This window comes from Corynebacterium sp. Marseille-P4321, from assembly GCF_903645305.1.
Lineage (GTDB): Bacteria > Actinomycetota > Actinomycetes > Mycobacteriales > Mycobacteriaceae > Corynebacterium.
In genome coordinates this window covers 294,126-311,019 of record NZ_CAHJXO010000002.1, presented here as the reverse complement: position 1 = coordinate 311,019, position 16,894 = coordinate 294,126, and the positions used below count along the sequence as shown (strand labels likewise).

Annotated in this window: 17 protein-coding genes; 9 read left to right on the top strand and 8 right to left on the bottom strand. The window is 66.3% G+C overall.

The features are described 5' to 3' along the window. Positions 1-36: 36 nt before the first annotated feature. The 4 genes from HWX32_RS06715 to HWX32_RS06700 all read right to left on the bottom strand — a co-directional run bounded on the left by HWX32_RS06715 (position 37) and on the right by HWX32_RS06700 (position 3,350). Complete coding sequence (locus HWX32_RS06715) at positions 37-1,095, bottom strand: hypothetical protein (protein ID WP_175935269.1); 1,059 nt, start codon at positions 1,093-1,095, stop codon at positions 37-39. Positions 1,096-1,129: 34 nt separating this feature from the next. Beyond that, positions 1,130-2,071: a DUF808 domain-containing protein gene (locus tag HWX32_RS06710; protein WP_175935268.1), complete on the bottom strand. Its 942-nt coding sequence runs from the start codon at positions 2,069-2,071 to the stop codon at positions 1,130-1,132. Positions 2,072-2,133: 62 nt separating this feature from the next. Continuing rightward, on the bottom strand, positions 2,134-2,670 hold the full coding sequence (locus tag HWX32_RS06705; protein ID WP_175935267.1) for a DUF402 domain-containing protein: 537 nt from the start codon (positions 2,668-2,670) through the stop codon (positions 2,134-2,136). A gap of 2 nt (positions 2,671-2,672) precedes the next feature. Then, a complete protein-coding gene (locus HWX32_RS06700; protein WP_254868317.1) occupies positions 2,673-3,350 on the bottom strand; it encodes a hypothetical protein in 678 nt (225 codons plus the stop codon). Positions 3,351-3,479: 129 nt separating this feature from the next. Between HWX32_RS06700 and HWX32_RS06695 the strand changes: the two genes are divergently transcribed. The 9 genes from HWX32_RS06695 (at position 3,480) to HWX32_RS06655 (ending at position 11,872) form a co-directional block, all read left to right on the top strand. After that, complete coding sequence (locus tag HWX32_RS06695; protein WP_175935266.1) at positions 3,480-3,806, top strand: hypothetical protein; 327 nt, start codon at positions 3,480-3,482, stop codon at positions 3,804-3,806. A gap of 72 nt (positions 3,807-3,878) precedes the next feature. Then, positions 3,879-5,789 carry a translational GTPase TypA gene (typA, locus tag HWX32_RS06690; RefSeq protein WP_175935265.1) on the top strand — a complete coding sequence of 637 codons (1,911 nt, stop codon included), beginning with the start codon at positions 3,879-3,881 and terminating at the stop codon, positions 5,787-5,789. 19 nt (positions 5,790-5,808) lie between these two features. Beyond that, complete coding sequence (locus tag HWX32_RS06685; protein WP_175935264.1) at positions 5,809-7,365, top strand: ABC transporter family substrate-binding protein; 1,557 nt, start codon at positions 5,809-5,811, stop codon at positions 7,363-7,365. A gap of 18 nt (positions 7,366-7,383) precedes the next feature. Further along, positions 7,384-8,253, top strand: a complete 870-nt coding sequence (gene mshB, locus HWX32_RS06680; RefSeq protein WP_175935263.1) for an N-acetyl-1-D-myo-inositol-2-amino-2-deoxy-alpha-D-glucopyranoside deacetylase — start codon at positions 7,384-7,386, stop codon at positions 8,251-8,253. Further along, a complete protein-coding gene (locus HWX32_RS06675) occupies positions 8,250-8,624 on the top strand; it encodes a hypothetical protein (protein ID WP_175935262.1) in 375 nt (124 codons plus the stop codon). Before mshB ends, HWX32_RS06675 begins: the two co-directional genes overlap by 4 nt. Before the next feature lie 13 nt (positions 8,625-8,637). Then, positions 8,638-8,961, top strand: coding sequence for a ferredoxin (gene fdxA / locus HWX32_RS06670; protein WP_175935261.1), 324 nt, complete (start codon positions 8,638-8,640; stop codon positions 8,959-8,961). 9 nt (positions 8,962-8,970) lie between these two features. Beyond that, positions 8,971-10,062 carry a succinyldiaminopimelate transaminase gene (dapC, locus tag HWX32_RS06665; RefSeq protein WP_175935260.1) on the top strand — a complete coding sequence of 364 codons (1,092 nt, stop codon included), beginning with the start codon at positions 8,971-8,973 and terminating at the stop codon, positions 10,060-10,062. A 67-nt stretch (positions 10,063-10,129) separates the two neighbouring features. Further along, the gene (locus HWX32_RS06660) at positions 10,130-10,660 is read left to right on the top strand and encodes a GtrA family protein (protein WP_175935490.1); all 531 of its coding nucleotides are present in this window, start codon (positions 10,130-10,132) and stop codon (positions 10,658-10,660) included. A 144-nt stretch (positions 10,661-10,804) separates the two neighbouring features. Continuing rightward, the gene (locus tag HWX32_RS06655) at positions 10,805-11,872 is read left to right on the top strand and encodes an HNH endonuclease signature motif containing protein (RefSeq protein WP_075468477.1); all 1,068 of its coding nucleotides are present in this window, start codon (positions 10,805-10,807) and stop codon (positions 11,870-11,872) included. Between the two features lie 187 nt (positions 11,873-12,059). Here HWX32_RS06655 and dapD read toward each other — a convergent pair whose 3' ends face one another. The 4 genes from dapD to HWX32_RS06635 are packed head-to-tail and all read right to left on the bottom strand — an operon-like array spanning position 12,060 to position 16,892. After that, positions 12,060-13,067: a 2,3,4,5-tetrahydropyridine-2,6-dicarboxylate N-succinyltransferase gene (gene dapD, locus HWX32_RS06650; protein WP_175935259.1), complete on the bottom strand. Its 1,008-nt coding sequence runs from the start codon at positions 13,065-13,067 to the stop codon at positions 12,060-12,062. 5 nt (positions 13,068-13,072) lie between these two features. Continuing rightward, the gene (locus HWX32_RS06645; RefSeq protein WP_254868316.1) at positions 13,073-14,467 is read right to left on the bottom strand and encodes an amino acid permease; all 1,395 of its coding nucleotides are present in this window, start codon (positions 14,465-14,467) and stop codon (positions 13,073-13,075) included. After that, a complete protein-coding gene (locus HWX32_RS06640) occupies positions 14,464-15,906 on the bottom strand; it encodes an amino acid permease (protein WP_175935258.1) in 1,443 nt (480 codons plus the stop codon). Before HWX32_RS06640 ends, HWX32_RS06645 begins: the two co-directional genes overlap by 4 nt. Positions 15,907-15,956: 50 nt before the next feature. Next, entirely contained in the window at positions 15,957-16,892 is a 936-nt protein-coding gene (locus tag HWX32_RS06635) for a succinyltransferase (RefSeq protein WP_175935257.1), read from the bottom strand. Positions 16,893-16,894: the final 2 nt, after the last annotated feature.

Here is a 16,894-nt window from a genome sequence, read left to right as displayed (position 1 = left end):
GGGAAATCGTACGCCACCCATGGTAGGAGCTTTTGCTTATCGACGGTGCCGCCCACCGCGCCGCTTCACATCATTGCGCCGCCGCAGCTGCACCTTCTCCACCTCGGTGAGGTACTCGCCGCGTTGTGCGGCGTGGGTGGCGGGCGCGGAAACCACTTGCCGGCCCGGGGCTGGCTCCGGGTGCTCCACGCGGTTGAACATCTCGGTCGGCGCGCCGAGTTCTTCGGGGCGGGCCTCGCCTTCCAGCGAGACGTAGCGGGCAGTGTGGCGTGGCTTGACGATGTCGCCCGGATCCACCGCGGCGTCACGCACCACGCTCACGGCCCAGCCGCCGTCGGGGAACTCGATGAGCTGCCACGGGTGCAGCGCGCCGCCGCCGCGCTGATCGGGCGCAGAAAGCGCCGGCACCTCGGCGGCGCCTTCCTCGGGGGCGCCGGCGTCGAGTGCGGCCATACCGTCGAGCAACACAGCTCGCGCCCAAAGGCCGCCGGGTTCAAACCCTTGAGCCCATTCCGCGAGGGTGTCGTTGTCGCTTTCGGCGAAGCTTCCCAGTACGCGGCCGGAGAGGGTGGCCACCACGGAGCCGTCGATAAGCTGCAAGCCCACCAACCACTGTCCGGGGGAGCGGGAGGCGAGCTCGTCGGCGTCGAATTCGCCTGTGGAGGTGTCCACGACGAACATGTCGCCGGCCGGAAGCACCGCGGCGGTTTCCGGGGCGTCGTTGCGCGGTACCACGAGCTGCGGCTCGGGAAGCAGCACGTCCACGTCGAAGCGGCCCGAATCCGTCTGCAGCTTCACCGCCGCGAGGGTGACCGGGCGCAGCAGCGAGGTGTGCACACGCTCCACCTCTGGAAACAGCGCGCGCAACTCCGGTGCGATTTCGCCAAGCACCGGCCCGGGGCGCTCCGCAGTGCCGCGGCGACGCACGCGCCACGAGGAATTCAGCGGGTTGGCCTCAAGTACCACCTCGAAGTAGCTCGAGCCGCGCTGGCCTGCGAAATCCGAGAACAACGCGGCCTGAGAGATGTGGCCGACCGGGATCTCCCTGCCCGCGCCCCACGTTGAAGGAGCCAACGGGTACAGCTTCGGTGCCACCGGCGCCTCCTTTCCGCGTACTCGCTAGGAAACCTTAATGGGTCGCCGCCTCTTCCTTTGCGTCCGCCCCGAACACCCGCTTCGCAAGCGTCACTACCGCAAGGACGATGAAGCCAGTGATGAGACCGGCCACGAGCGAGACGCCGGTTTCCACCATCCACCCGGCGAACCCACCGCCTACAGCCTCCATGCCGCGCTCTGCGATGTCGTGCGGCCAGTGCCAGCCGAACACCTCGTGGAACCCGCGCACGATGAGGTGGCCGCCGACCCAGAGCATGGCAACCGTGCCAATCACGCCGATCGCGTTGAGTACGTGCGGCATGCCTTTCACCATCGCATGGCCCAGCTTCGGCGCCTTGTCCTTCTCAATCCAGCGGCGGCCGATGTCGTCGATCTTCACCAGCAACCCAACCGCGCCGTATACAGCCGCGGTGATAAGCACGCCGACTGCAACGAGCACAGCAAACTGCATCGCGACCGACTGATCTTTAATCCCGTCGAGGGAGATGATCATGATCTCCGCACTCAAGATGAGGTCGGTGGTGATCGCGCTTTGCACCAGCGCGTCCTCATCCGCCTCGGACTTGTTCACCGCGCGTTCCTGCTCCGCCTCGTTGTCCGCCGTGAGCTTGTGAACGATCTTCTCCGCGCCCTCGAAGCACAGGTAGGCGCCGCCAACCATCAGGATCGGGGTGAGCGCCCACGGAGCGAACGCGTTGAGCAGCAGCGCGATCGGCAAAATGATGAGCAGCTTGTTGCGCAGGCTGCCCTTCGTGATGCGCCAAATCATCGGCAGCTCCCGCGCCGGGGTCACGCCGGAGACGTACTGCGGGGTCACCGCGGCATCGTCGATGACCACGCCTGCGGCTTTCGCCGAGGTCTTCGCAGTGAGCGCGGCGACGTCGTCGACGCTGGAGGCGGCGGAACGGGCGATAAGCGCCACGTCGTCAAGCAATGCAAGCAGGCCACCGGCCATGAGCGGATCCTTTCAGGAGCAGGTGTCGTGGAAGCTGGTTCAACCTACCACGGTGCACCCGCTTAACCCACTGGAGTGAGCTCGACGTCGTCGGCCCACGTCAGCTCGATGCCAAGCGAGCGCAGCCACTCCATGGCGTCGTCGCCGTGGCGGGTGATGCCCTCGACCGCGTTGAGGGTGACGTCGATAGCCTTCTCAGCCTCCTCGGCCGTGATCAGGCCGGCGGAGGTGGCGGCGGCCAACTCGTCGATGTCCTCGACGTCGATCGGGTTGCCGGTGAGCGAGATGAGGTCGACGTAGAGGTCGCGGGAGTGCCACACCTTGCCGTCGGTGGCGATGTCTGCGACGTCGAAGTAGAAGTCCTGGGCGCGCTCCTCGCCCTCGCGGTAGTGGAAGATGTTGGCACGCAGACCGAGCTCGGGAAGCAGCCAGCTTTCCAGGTAGCCGAACTCCGGGTGGTTCGCGCCGCGGGCCATGTACAGGCCGAAATCGGTGACGCGGAACGTGTCCACGTCGCGCAAGTAGCCCTTCGGGTCCGTGTTGGTGTTGGACGCGGTGTCGAACGTCTCCTGCTTCACCGGGTGCAAGTCGGTTGCCATGATTACCTCACGTTGAACATCGCGGCGGTGGGAGCAAAGGCGCAGGTGTTCTCGACGGTCCGCACGCTTCCGTCGATAACTGCGAGGACACGGCCCGGCCCCGTCGCCGCCGTGGCAGACAGGGTGGACGGTCCTGTTGGGTTAATCCCGTTGTTGCCCAATGGCGTTACACCGGTGCGCAGATTGCTCAGGTTGATCCAGTAGGCCTTCATCATTCCCTGTTGCTTCGCGGCTGCTGGAGTGCCGAGTGCCGTGAAGACAAAAGTGGCCTGGCCCGGACCTGCACCCGGTGCCGGGGTGCGAGTGGGCCCCGGCACTGCGATTGCCGACGCCGTGGAGTGCAGCCCCTTGCCCATGCAGTTGCCGGAGACGGTGGGCCAGTAGAACTGGGTGAACGGCGGGGCATCGGCGGGCAACGGGGGACCGCCCAGCTCGCCTGTGCCGGAGTAGAACTGCACGGCAGTGCGCAGGGCGTTGCCCACCTTTTCCGGAACGTAAGGCTGGTCGGCAAAAGCGTTGACCTGGCGCACGGTGTAGGGCGTCGGGCGACCCAAGTTATCGACGTACTTCGAGGATTGGGCCTGGGCTGCGGGCAGCGATGAGGCCGCAGCTGAGGTGGCAATGAGAGTCGCCGCGACCGCCCTAGCGAGGGTCCTGGGAAAAGTCTGGCAGATACGCACAAACTGTCACTTTAGTCACTTCAGCAACTTTGGCAACTGTGAATTCGATTTTCTGGGCATGTGTTACTGAAAATCGGCGTACCCTAATTGGTGTCCATCCGTTGCACATGACTGAAAGGATGAAGCACGATGGATGCCTACACTTTCACTACGGACCTGCCTCTCGAGGAGATCGAGGCTCGGCTGTCCGGCCTCGAGAACTTCGACGTGAAGGACAAGACGGAAGACCGGATCACCGTCAACGTCGGAAGCGTTTTGAAGTACCGCTTCCTCGGCGTTTATCTCACCCAGGATTACCAGGCGCCCATGCAGATTGAGGCGACGGACAATGGCGACGGCACCACCACCGTCGAGCTATCGGACCGGGGTAACAAGGCGGCAGCCTTCGTGACCGGGAAGGCCGATCGTTTCTACGAGGAGAGTTTCGAGCAGTTGCGTTCGTCGCTCAGCGCTTAAGCCCGTGTGCGATATGGCTATCGCAGGGGTATCGTTTAGGCGTTATTTCCGCCTATCCGAAGGACCTGTCGAGTGTCGCATCCTGAATTTCGCAACGTAGCCATCGTCGCCCACGTCGATCACGGTAAAACTACCCTGGTCAACGCCATGCTGGAGCAGTCCGGCGTGTTCGGCGACCACGGCGAACACGGCGACCGCGTCATGGACTCCGGCGAGCTCGAGTCCGAGCGCGGCATCACCATTTTGGCCAAGAACACCGCGATCCGTCGCGCTGGCAAGGGCAAGGGCGGCACCGACCTGGTGATCAACGTCATTGACACCCCGGGCCACGCCGACTTCGGTGGTGAGGTGGAGCGCGGCCTGTCCATGGTGGACGGCGTCGTGCTGCTTATCGACGCTTCCGAGGGCCCCCTGCCGCAGACCCGCTTCGTGCTGGGCAAAGCGCTCGAGGCCAAGAAGCCGGTGATCATCTGCGTGAACAAGACCGACCGCCCGGACGCGCGTATCGACGAAGTGGTCGAGGAAGCGCAGGACCTGCTGCTGGAGCTTGGCGCCTCGCTGGAGGACCCGGAGGCCGCCGAGGCCGCCGAGAACCTGCTCGAGCTGCCGGTGCTCTACACCTCCGGTCGCGCGGGCCGCGCGTCCCTGGAGAACCCGGGCAACGGCAACCTGCCGGACAACGAGGACCTGCAGCCGCTGTTCGATGTGATCTACGACGTGCTGCCGGAGCCGTCCGCAGACGTGGACGCACCGTTCCAGGCCCAGGTGACCAACCTGGACTCCTCCTCCTTCCTCGGCCGTATTGCGCTGATCCGCGTGTATAAGGGCTCTGTGAAGAAGGGCCAGCAGGTCGCGTGGGTGCACTACGACGCCGACGGCGAGCAGCACGTGAAGAACGTCAAGATCGCGGAGCTCTTGGTTACCGAAGGCCTGGACCGCGTGCCGGCGACCGGCGACGTGGTCGCGGGCGACATCGCGGCTGTGTCCGGCATCGACGAGATCATGATCGGTGACACCCTGTGCGACCCGGAGCACGTCGAGCCGCTGCCACGCATCAAGGTGGACGATCCGGCTATTTCTATGACGATCGGCGTGAACACCTCGCCCATGGCCGGCCGCAACGGCGGCGACAAGCTCACCGCCCGCATGGTGAAGGCGCGCCTTGACCAGGAGCTCATCGGTAACGTGTCCATCAAGGTGCTGCCTACCGAACGCCCCGACGCTTGGGAGGTGCAGGGCCGCGGCGAGATGGCGCTCACCGTGCTTATCGAGACGATGCGCCGCGAGGGCTTCGAGCTCACCGTGGGCAAACCGCAGGTGGTGACGAAGCAGATCGACGGCAAGACCTACGAGCCGTACGACCACATGGTCATCGACACCCCGAGCGAGCACCAGGGTGCCGTCACCCAGCTCATGGCTAACCGCAAGGGCCAAATGACCTCGATGTCCAACTCCGGTTCCGGTGACTGGGTGCGTATGGAGTTCGACGTGCCGTCGCGCGGCCTGATCGGTTTCCGCACCACCTTCCTCACCGAGACCCGCGGCGCCGGTATTGCGAACTCGTACTCCATCGAGCACCGCCCGTGGGCCGGCGAGATTAAGGGTCGCCCGACCGGATCGCTTGTGGCCGACCGATCCGGCCAGGTCACGGCGTATGCCCTGCAGCAGCTCGCGGACCGCGGCGATTTCTTCGTCGAGCCGGGCGCGGAGACCTACGAGGGCATGGTCGTCGGCGCGAACTCCCGCGACGAGGACATGGACGTGAACATCACCAAGGAGAAGAAGCTGACCAACATGCGCTCCGCCACCGCGGACGCCACGGTCACGCTGCAGAAAGCACGCTCGTTGTCCCTCGATGAGGCGATCGAGTTCTGCGGTGAGGACGAGTGCGTGGAGATCGCGCCCGAGGCGATGCGCGTGCGCAAGATCATCCTGAACGCCACCGAGCGCGGCCGCGCCCGCTCCCGCGCGAAGCAGAAGTAGGCCGCCCGAAACGGCCCGGATGAAGCACACGCGCAACACCAAAGCCGCCGCCGCGGTCATCGTGGCGGCGGCTTTGGTGTCCTCTTGCGCCGCGAACCCCGGCCCGCCGCCGCTGGTGGAGCCGCAGGACCAGCCGACCACCACTACGTCTCAAACCGCAACGACAGCGGCCGGGGCAGAAGGCGAAGACGACTCCGGCACGCGCACCCAGCTGCAAGTGGGCATCGATCCGGTGCGCGCCGGTTTCAACCCGCACTTGGCCTCCGACGCTTCGGCAGTGGTGGACGCCATCGCCGAGCGCACGCTGCCGAGCGCGTTCCGCGACGGGGTGCGCGACGAAGACCTCCTCGTCGGCGCCTCCCGCCTGCCCGGCGGCCAAGCGCCGTTCCGCGTGCGCTACGTGATCGCCCCGGAGGCCCAGTGGTCGGACGGCACCCCGGTGACTGGCAGGGACTTTGTCTACCTGTGGCGTGGCATGACCACCACCCCGGGCGTACTGGAGCCTGCCGGGTACCGCGCGATTGAGCGGATCCGGGTGAGCGGGCCCGGCGGCAACACTGTTGACGTGGATTTCGCGCAGCCGGTGGCCGAGTGGAAGGCGCTATTTTCCAACCTGCTGCCGTCGCACCTGCTCGCGGCGGACGCCTCGGATTTTTCCTACGCGCTGCGTAACACGATTCCGGCTTCCGCGGGCCGTTTCCTCATGGCGGAGGCGGACCGGGTGCGCGGCACCATCACGTTGAACCGGAACGACCGTTATTGGGGTGCGCGCCCCTCCGAGGTGGACATTCTCACCTTAAGCACGTTGCGCGACACGGCGCAGGCGGCGGACCAGCTGCGTTCCGGCCAGCTGGCGTACGCGGAGTTTATGCCCCACGACACCACCGCGGAAGTGCTCGGGCTGGTGCAGGGGGTCTCCTCGCGCACGTTCACCACGCCGCGCACGCTCGGGGTGGTGCTTTCGGCCTCAGGCGGCATGAGCGCGCAGGTGCGCAGGCAGGCACGCTCGCTTATCGACGTCCCCCTGCTCGCCCACATCGCCTCCGAGCGAACCCAGAACATTGCAGTCGCCCCGCACGCCTACCCGCCGGTGGACGGGGTTGAGGAGCTCAGGGCGTTCGCCACGCGGCGTGGGGCGCTGCGCGTGGCGGCGGACGCGACGGACCCGGCGGCTTCGGCTGCCGCGAAATCCCTGGTGGACCTGTTCAACCGCGCTGGTGTGAGCGCGCGGCTGGTGGCCACGGAGCTCGCCGCGATCGCGGGGCGGGGGTTGCCGGAAAACGAGGTGGACCTGGTGGTCGCCTGGCAGGTGGACACCCCGAGCGCCACGGCCGCGGCGGGCAGGCTGGCGTGCCCGCCGGAGGGGGTGCGCTCCGGCAATTACTCCGGGTTCTGCTCTGCTGGCAACGACGAGCTGGCCCGCCAGGTGCTCGCTGGCGAGGTGCCGGTTGCGCAGGCCCGCGAGGCCGTCGCAAAGCTTGAGGCCGATGAGGCGCTGTGGGTGCCGTTGATGTTTGAAACGCGCATCGCCGCTTCCAGCGAGGCGGGCGATAAAGTGGACCCCCGTACGTTCTAGGCAAGCGAGGAGGAGCGCATGCGCACACGCGATCTGGCAGGCTACCGGGTGGTGGCGGTGCACGCCCACCCGGACGATGAGGCGATTACCACCGGCGGCACCATCGCCGACCTCACGGCCCGCGGCGCGGACGTGCTGGTGGTCACCTGCACCCTGGGCGAGGAAGGCGAGGTGATCGGGGAGCCGTACCAGCAGCTCGTGGCCGACGAGGCGGACCAGCTCGGGGGCTTTCGCATCCGCGAACTGCAGGACGCGCTCACCGCGATGGGTGCGCGCGGGCAGTTCCTCGGCGGGGCCGGCTGCTACCGCGACTCCGGCATGGCGGGTTCGCCAGCCAGCGAAAACGTGAGGGCGTTTGTGAATGGGGGGCAGGGGAGCGTCGATAAGCTTGCTGCAATTTTCGAAGCCTTCCGCCCCCACCTCGCGCTCATCTACGGCGCCGACGGGCAGTACGGCCACCCGGACCACATCCGCGCGCACGAGATCACGCACGCCGCGGCCGAGCAGGTGCCCGTGCCGCGCATCCTGCACACCGTGCGCCTGCGCGCCGAAACCGAAGCGCGCATGCCCGCAACCGCCCCCGCAGGCTGGCGCATCGCCCCTGACGAGCTCGATGGGGTGGAGCACGCCGACGTGAGCGTGCAGCTTGACGACGCCGCCTACTCCGCCAAAATTGCAGCCATGCGCGCACACGCGACCCAGCTGTGGATCGCGGACGGGCGCGTCACCGACGTCAACCCGCACTCCGCCACCACCGGCGGCGACGTGGTCTACTACGCGCTGTCCAACCTCATCATCCAGCCCATCCAGCGCGTGGAGCACTACCAGCTCGGGGCGGGGCAGCCGCTTATCGACGGCCAAGGCATCCTCACCGGGATCCCCCTATGAGCCAACCCGTGGTGCGCGACGACTTCTCCCGCGGGGAAGCCGCGGCAGGCCTCGTGTGGCTCTCCGTCGGGGCGCTGCTCTCGCTCGCGCTCGAAGTGGTCTACCTCGGCACGCCGGTGGGGTCTGCGCTCATGCCGCTCACCGCGCTCGGTTTCAACACCGTGCTGACCAAAACGGCGCGGCTGTGGGGGAGTGCCACTTCGGCCTGGGTCGCGCTCGTGCCGCTGGGGGTGTGGCTGCTCGGGTTCTTCGCGGCGCTGTTCGCGCTTCCTGCCTTAGGTTTCGCGCCGGTGCCCGCCAACGTGTCCGCGCTCGTGCTGCTGCTCGCCGGCGTTGCGGGCGGCGTTTGGCCCCTCCTGCGGGCGAAGTGACATACTGGACTGCATGACTTACGTGATTGCTCAACCGTGCGTCGACGTGAAGGACCGCGGCTGCGTTGAAGAGTGCCCCGTCGACTGCATCTACGAGGGCAAGCGCATGCTCTACATCCACCCCGACGAATGCGTCGACTGCGGCGCATGCGAACCGGCCTGCCCCGTCGAGGCCATCTTCTACGAGGACGACACCCCGGACGAGTGGAGCGAGTACTACGACGCCAACGTCGGCTTCTTCGACGAGCTCGGCTCCCCGGGCGGCGCCGCCAAGACCGGCCCGCAGGACTACGACCACCCGTTTGTCGCGGCGCTGCCGCCCCAGAACCAGGACTAGGTGGCCGCCATGCAGCGCACCCCGCTCGGCGCATCCCTGCCCGATTTCCCGTGGGACACCATCGCCGATGTGAAGGCGAAGGCGGCATCGCACCCGGACGGCATCATCGACCTGTCCGTGGGTACTCCGGTGGATCCGGTGGCGCCGTCGATCCAGCTCGCGCTCGCCGAACACGCCGCGGCGCCCGGCTACCCGCAGACGATGGGCACGCCCGAGCTTCGCGACGCGATGGTCGCCGCCCTCGAGCGCCGCTTCGGCATGGCGGGCCTGGACCGCGAATCGGTGCTGCCCACCATCGGCACGAAGGAAGCCATCGCCTGGCTGCCCACCTTGTTGGGCCTGCGCGGGCAAAAGGTGGTGATTCCGGAGGTGGCGTACCCGACGTACGAAGTCGGGGCGCTCATGGCGGGCTGCGAGGTCGTGCGCTCCGATGAGCCTATCGACGGCGCCGCGCTGGTCTACCTCAACTCTCCCTCCAACCCCACCGGAGCCGTCCTCGACGCAGCCCAGCTGCGCGATTGGGTCGCGTTTTCGCGCGACACCGGCGCGATCATCGCCTCCGACGAGTGCTACCTCGCCCTCGGCTGGTCCAAAGAACCAGTGTCTATCCTGCACCCGGATGTCACCGGCGGCGACAACACCGGACTGCTCGCGCTGCACTCCCTGTCGAAGTCGTCGAACCTCGCGTCTTACCGCGCTGGCATCATCGCCGGCGACACCCGCCTCGTTCAGGAGCTGCTGCTCGTGCGCAAGCACTCCGGCCTCATGGTGCCCGGCCCGATCCAGCACGCGATGGTCGCCGCACTCGAAGACGACGCGCAGGAGAAGCTGCAGCGCGCCGAGTACGCGCAGCGCCGCGTCGAGCTCATGAAGGGGCTCACCGAGGCGGGCTTTACCATCGACGCCTCCGACGCCGGCCTCTACCTCTGGTCCCGCCGCGAAGGCATGAACTCCCGCCAAGCCCTCGACTGGCTCGCCGAACGCGGCATCCTCGCCGCCCCCGGTGACTTCTACGGCCCCGCCGGCGCGAACCACGTGCGCGTTGGGTTGACGGCGAGCAACGAGAAGATCGCCGAGGCCTCCCACCGCCTGAGGTCGTAAGTGCGTGTTTGAGACAGACCCGAGCGCCACCGTCCACCCGGCGAAGGGCCAAGGCGGAAGCTACGCCATGCGCGTGGTGGCTAGCCTGCGCGAGTTCATAAAGTTCGGCATCGTCGGCGGCTCCGGCGTGCTGGTAAACTTCGTCGTGTTCTACTTGGCGAACAAGCTCCTTGAGGGCGGGTTCGGCCTCCACGCGAACGACGTGGTCACCCAGATCTTCAACACCCGCTGGAACGTCCGTTACTACCACGTGCTGTCCACGGTGGCGTTCTTGCTTGCCAACACGTGGAACTACCAGTTGAACCGCTCATGGACGTTCAAGGGCGTGTCGAAGCGCTCGTGGCTGTCGGGCTACTTTCCGTTCCTGGCGACCGGCGTGCTGGCATTCGCGGTGTCGTTGACTTTGATGACGCTGCTGATGAACCCCACCTCACCCATCGGCCTTCCTGACCACGTCTTCGACGATTCGACCGGCTTCCGCACCAAGTCTTACTGGGCGCAAGCAATCTCGACGTTTGTGGCGATGCCGGTGAACTTCATCATCAACAAGTTTTGGACCTTTGGTAAGCCCAAGGTGGTCCCCGTAACGGGGGAGTAAACTTCCACTGTTTACGCGTATCGCGGAGGCTTCGCAACGCCTCTGACGCGAACTGTGGATAACTGGGGTGGCTGGACAAAGTTATCCACAGTTTTCGCAGGCAGGGCTTTACGACGCTTGCGTGGACGTTTAGCGTGCCGGGCTATGACAGGATTCGACCGCTACCTTAAAACCGGGCCCACCATCGACGCCCTCGACGGGTTCGACCGGCCCACAGCACTCGCCGCCGGGTTCGACCCGGCCGTTGCCACCCAGTGGCAAAAACTCCACGACACCTACTACGGCGAAAAACGCTTCGCCTACAAAGCCACCGAAGCCCGCCGCCTCGCCGCGCAAAGCGCGTTCAGCCTCGACCAACTCCGCCTTATCGAGCGCCGCATCGCCCACATCAAAGACCGCGTCGCGCGCTGGAACCTACGCCTCGAACTCCTCGCCGAGCCCGCCACCTACCGCCAGCTGGAAACCCGCATCGCGAAGGTCGTGCCGGAGAAGAAATTCCACCGCACCAAATCGCTGCGGCTGACCCAATCCTCCAACGGGCTGCGCTCGTTGTTTCTCACCGCCGACGAACGCGACCTCGCCGACTTGGAGCACTACCTGCGCCAAGACATCGACACGACCAAACCCGCAGGGCCGCAAATGCTGCGCCGCTTTTTGAAACTCATCCGCAAAGACGGCGGCGGTATCGCCCACGCACAACCGCGGCCCATTGTGGTGGTGACCCTGGAACAACACATGCGCATCATGGCCGGCGACGGCGACGAGGTCGTGCTTGGGCTTTCCGACGGCACCACCATCACCGGCGCCGAATACCTCGCCATGCGCCCCGAACTTTCCGAAGTGGCACTGTTCCACCCCCACGAAGGCGCAGTCAACCTGTACCGCAGCGCCCGCTACGCCAACGACAAGCAGCGCACACTCGCGAAAATGACCCACACGGTGTGCCCGTGGCCGGGCTGCAAACACGCCTCCGAGTACTGCCAAGTCCACCACGTCACCGCATACTCCCAAGGTGGCGAAACCAACATGTCGAACCTGGCCATGCTGTGCAGCTACCACAACCGCATCAACCACGACAACCCCGCACACAACAACCGCCGCGGCGGAATGCAACGGGTAAACGGCACCACCTGCTGGGTATCGCCCAACGGCACACCCGTACCAAACACCACCCACCCCTACGGCGCCGCACACATCCTCACCAACGCCTAAAAACCCAGCGCCTAGAAACCCTGCACCTAAAAACTCAGCGTCGAGGAGCCCTGCGCCTAAAACAAGAGCACCGAGCCACGCACGAAAAGATCCCCGTCGCGCAGGACGCGGGCGGGGATCGCGGTGGAGGGGGTGGTGATAGGAGGTTACTGTACAGCTGGTTCCTGTACAGCTGGTTGCTGTACAGCTAGTTCTTGTGCAGGGCCTCGTTGAGCTCGATGCCCTTGGCGGGCACCGCCTCGACGGAACCGGTGACGGAGTTGCGGCGGAACTGCAGCCCGTTCGCCCCGGACAGCTCAAGCGCCTTGATCTCTTCGCCCGTCTGCTTGCCCAGTGCTTCTGCCACCTGTTCGGTCAGCACGACCTTGGTGCCGGCGGTGACGTAGAGGCCGGCTTCGACGATGCAGTCGTCGCCAAGCGAAATGCCCACGCCAGCGTTCGCGCCGAGCAGGCAGCGCTCGCCGAGCGTGATGGTCTCCTTGCCGCCGCCGGACAGCGTGCCCATGATGGAGGCGCCGCCGCCGATGTCGGTGCCGTCGCCGACGATCACGCCGGCGGAGATGCGGCCCTCAACCATCGACGCGCCGAGCGTGCCCGCGTTGAAGTTCACGAAGCCTTCGTGCATCACGGTCGTGCCCTCCGCCAGGTGTGCGCCGAGGCGGATGCGGTCCGCGTCGCCGATGCGCACGCCCGAGGGGACCACGTAATCCACCATGCGGGGGAACTTGTCCACCAAGTACACGACCACGGGGCCGCGGGCGGCGAGGCGGGCGCGCGTCATCTGGAAGTCGTCGACGGCGCAGGGGCCGTAATTGGTCCACACCACGTTGGACAACAGGCCGAACACGCCGTCCATGTTGGCGCCGTGCGGGCGGATGAGGCGGTGCGACAGAAGGTGCAGACGCAGGTAGACGTCGTAGGCGTCCACGGCCGGGGCGTCCAGGTCAGCGATCGACGTTTCCACGGCCACGCGGGCCACGCCTCGGTCCTCGTCCGGGCCCTCGAGATGCTCGAAGCGGGGATCCTGCTCCTCGATGCGGCGCGTGCCGGTCTCGGTGGCGCCGCCCAGTTTCGGGGCGGGGTACCAGACGTCGAGGACGGTGCCGTCGTGGGTGACGGTGGCAAGGCCGCGGGCGTGGGCGGAGCGTTCGGACGGTGCGGCAGTGGCGGATGTGGCCTGTGTTTCTGTCGTCATGGCGCCTACTTTAGGGCATCAGTTGCCTGACGCGAGATAGGCCCGCGGTGCTTCGTCAACAGCGAAAGCCCAACCAAGATGAATGACAGGATGGTCACGGAGATGACCTGGGAGCGGGAGGCGTCGTCGAAAAGCATGAGCACGACAAGCCCCAGCAACGCGACGAGCGTGACCCACGGAACCCACGACGCGCCGCGCACCTGGACGGCCGAGTTCTTGATCTCGGGGTGCAGTTTGATGTAGCTGAGCGTGATCATGATCCACACGACGATGAGGCATCCGCCGGTTGCGGCCATGATGAAGTCGATCATCCCGGGCGGGTTCCACCACTGCAGGCCGACGGCCACGAAGGCGAAGAACACGCTGACCAGCACGGAGTTGATCGGCGCGGCGTTGGAGTTGGTCTTTGCCATCCAGCGCGGCGCGTCGCCCTCGAGCGCTTGCTGGTAGGCGAGGCGGGACGTGCCGTAGATCTGCGCGTTGAACGCGGAGAGCAGCGCGAGCACGATGACGGCCTCCATGAATCCGGCGGCGCCAGGGATGTTGGCCATTTCGAGCACGGCGGTGAACGGCGATTCGGCGGCGGTGTCCGCGCCGTCGATCTGGGAGAACGGCAGCAGCAGGATGATCACGATCACGGAGCCGATGTAAAACAGTGCGATGCGCCAGATGATGGAGTTCACGGCGCGTTTGACGTTTTGCGCCGGGTCTTCGGATTCGGCGGCGGCGATGGTGACCACTTCGATGCCTCCGAAGGCGAAGGCGACGGCGAGCAGCCCCGCGGCGACGCCCGTGATGCCGTTGGGGGCGAACCCGGATTCGCGGACGTTGCCGAAGCCGACGAATCCGCTCGCCGGCAGCAGTCCGAGCCACAGCGCGGCGCCGATGACGAGGAACGCGAAGATCACGGCGATCTTGATCATGGCGAACCAGTACTCGAACTCGCCGAAGCCTTTCACCTGCGCGAGGTTGACGGCGGTGAGGGCGGCCACTACCACGAGCGCGGGCACCCACTGGGGCACTGAGAACCAGCCGGCCATGATGGCGGATGCGCCGGTGAGTTCCGCGCCGCACGCCATAATCAGCAGGAACCAGTAGATCCAGCCGAGCAGGAACCCGGCCCAGTGCCCGAAGGCTTGGCGCCCGTAGGTGGCGAACGAGCCGGAGCTGGGGCGCGCGGCGGCCATCTCGCCGAGCATGCGCATCACGGAGATGACGATCAGGCCCGCGATGACGTAGGCGATCAGAATCGCGGGCCCGGCGGCGCGAATACCCACGCCGACGCCGAGGAACAGGCCGGCGCCGACGGCGGTGCCCAGCCCCATGAGTGTGAGGTGGCGCGATTTCAGTCCGGTGCCGAGATCGGAGCTATTGCTTGTCGACGTTTGCGTGGTACTCATCGGGCCCCTTCCGGGTTGAGCGCGCTTTTGCGCTTGAAGTTGTCAGTGTTGGTCCAGATCAGGCCGAGGATGGTGATTACGCCGACGACGATGGCGACGGCGAACATCTGGAAGCGGCCGTCTGGGTTGGTGAGCATGAGTGCGATGAGTCCGGTGGTGAGCAGGATCATCACCCACGGCAGAACGTTTGGTGCCCACATGCGCACGTCGGTGATTTCGCCGGTGGCCACCAGCTTCGGGTGGATGCGTACGAACGACAGCGCGACGACGAGCCACACCACGATGAGGCATCCGCCAACCGCGTTGAGCAGGAAGGCGAGCAGTCCCGGCGGGTTCCAGTACTGCAGCGCGACCGCGACGAAGCCGAAGATCACGGACACGACGACGGCGCGGACGGGGACGCCGCGGGCGTCGGTAAGCGCAAATGCGTCGGGTGCGTCACCGCGCACGGCGAGGTTCTGCAGGAAGCGTGAGGAACCGTAGATCTGCGTGTTGCAAGCGGACAGCAGGGCGATGACGATGACGGCTTCCATCAGCCCCACCGCGCCCGGGATGTTGGCCAGCTCGAGCACCGCGGTAAACGGCGACTCGGCGGCGGTGTCGGCGCCGCCGATCTGCTCGTACGGCAGAAGCAGTGTGATCAAAAGCACCGAGCCGATGTAGAAGAAACCGATGCGCCAAATGATGGAGCGAATCGCCGAGTGCACGCCAGCCTCCGGGTTCTCCGACTCCGCCGCTGCGACCGTGACCAGTTCGATACCGCCGAAGGCGAACGCGACGGCGAGCAACGCGGTGGCCACGCCGGACCAGCCGTTGGGCATGAACCCGACTTCGCGGACGTTCTCCAGGCCCACGAACGACGTTCCCGGCAGCAGCCCCAGCCACAGCAGCACGCCGATGACCAGGAACGCCACGATGACCACGACTTTGATCAGGGCGAACCAGAACTCGAATTCGCCGAAGTTCTTCACAGCCGCGAAGTTGATCACCGTGAACACCACGATGGCGATCAGGGCCGGGATCCATGCCGAGATGCCGAACCACGCCGCGATGATGGCGGACGCGCCGGTGATCTCGACGGCCATGATCATGATCATCATGAACCAGTACAGCCACCCGATAGCGAAGCCCGCCCACGGGCCGAACGCTTGTTCCGCGTAGGTGGAGAATGTGCCGGATGAGGGCCGCGCGGCGACCATTTCGGCGAGCATCTGCATGAAGCACACCGTGATGAAGCCTGCGATGAGGTAGGCGATGAGCACTGCGGGGCCTGCTGCGGAGATACCCACGCCGGTGCCGAGGAAGAGCCCGGCGCCGATGGCGGAGCCGAGGCCCATCATGGTGAGGTGGCGCGTTTTCAGCCCGCGCGCGAGCGCGGTTGAATCGGCCACGGGTGACGCGGTCTGTCCCGCCGCGCCCCGGGAAACTGGTTGCGACATGGCTGTCACCTTAAACGGTGCCTACCCGCGCCTGGACATTGCGCATAGGTTTATATGCGGCGGCGCACCACCGGTGAAGGGGTGAACGGCTCGCGGGCGATGAGCAGATCGTCCAATCCCGCGATCTCGCTGGCGGGCACTTGGCGGCCGCTGGCCACGTCGAAGACCATGGTTTGCGGTTCGAGCATGACGTTGACGCCGATTTCGCAGCGGTCGCCCAAGTCCACCCCGATCACGCCGGAGGAGGGGTGCAAAAGGCAGTGTTTGCCCACCCGCATGGGCTCGCGGTCGAACTCGCCGATGCGTGAGGCCATGAGTGCGCTGGACAGTGACAGGTCGGTGCCTTCGTCCACCACGACGGCGGACGACACGCGGCCCTCGATGCGGGCGGGCCCCAGCGAACCGGCGTTGAACGAAACGTATCCCTCGCGCATCACGGACGTCCCCTCGGCGAGGTAGGCGCCGAGGCGCACGCGCTCCGCCTCGGCGATGGTCACGCCGGAGGGCACGACGTAGTCCACCATGCGCGGTAGCCGGTCGATGCCGTAAACGTGGATGAGCCCGCGTGCGCGCAGGTTGGTGCGCACGGTTTCGAAGTTGTCGGCCAGGCACGGGCCTTTGTTCGTCCACACGACGGGCACGAGGTGCTCAAGGGCGCCGCGCATGCGGATCTCGCCGGGTTTGACCAGGCGGTGGGAGAGCAGGTGCAGGCGCAGGAACACGTCGTGCGCGTCGACGGCGGGCGCGTCCAGGTCGGTGATGGTGGTGCGAACGGGCACGAGCTCGACGAGGCGGTCGCGGTCCGCGCCGATGAGTTTCAGGAACTTCTCGCTCAGCTCGTGGGCGCTGACGCGTACGGTGCCGGTGGCGTACTCGAGGTCGTCCGTGGCGACGTCGATGAGCTTCGGGTTGGGGTACCAGGTGTCGAGGACGGTGCCGTCCATGGCGATGTTGGCGATTCCTACTGCCTGCGCTCCTAAAGCCATGG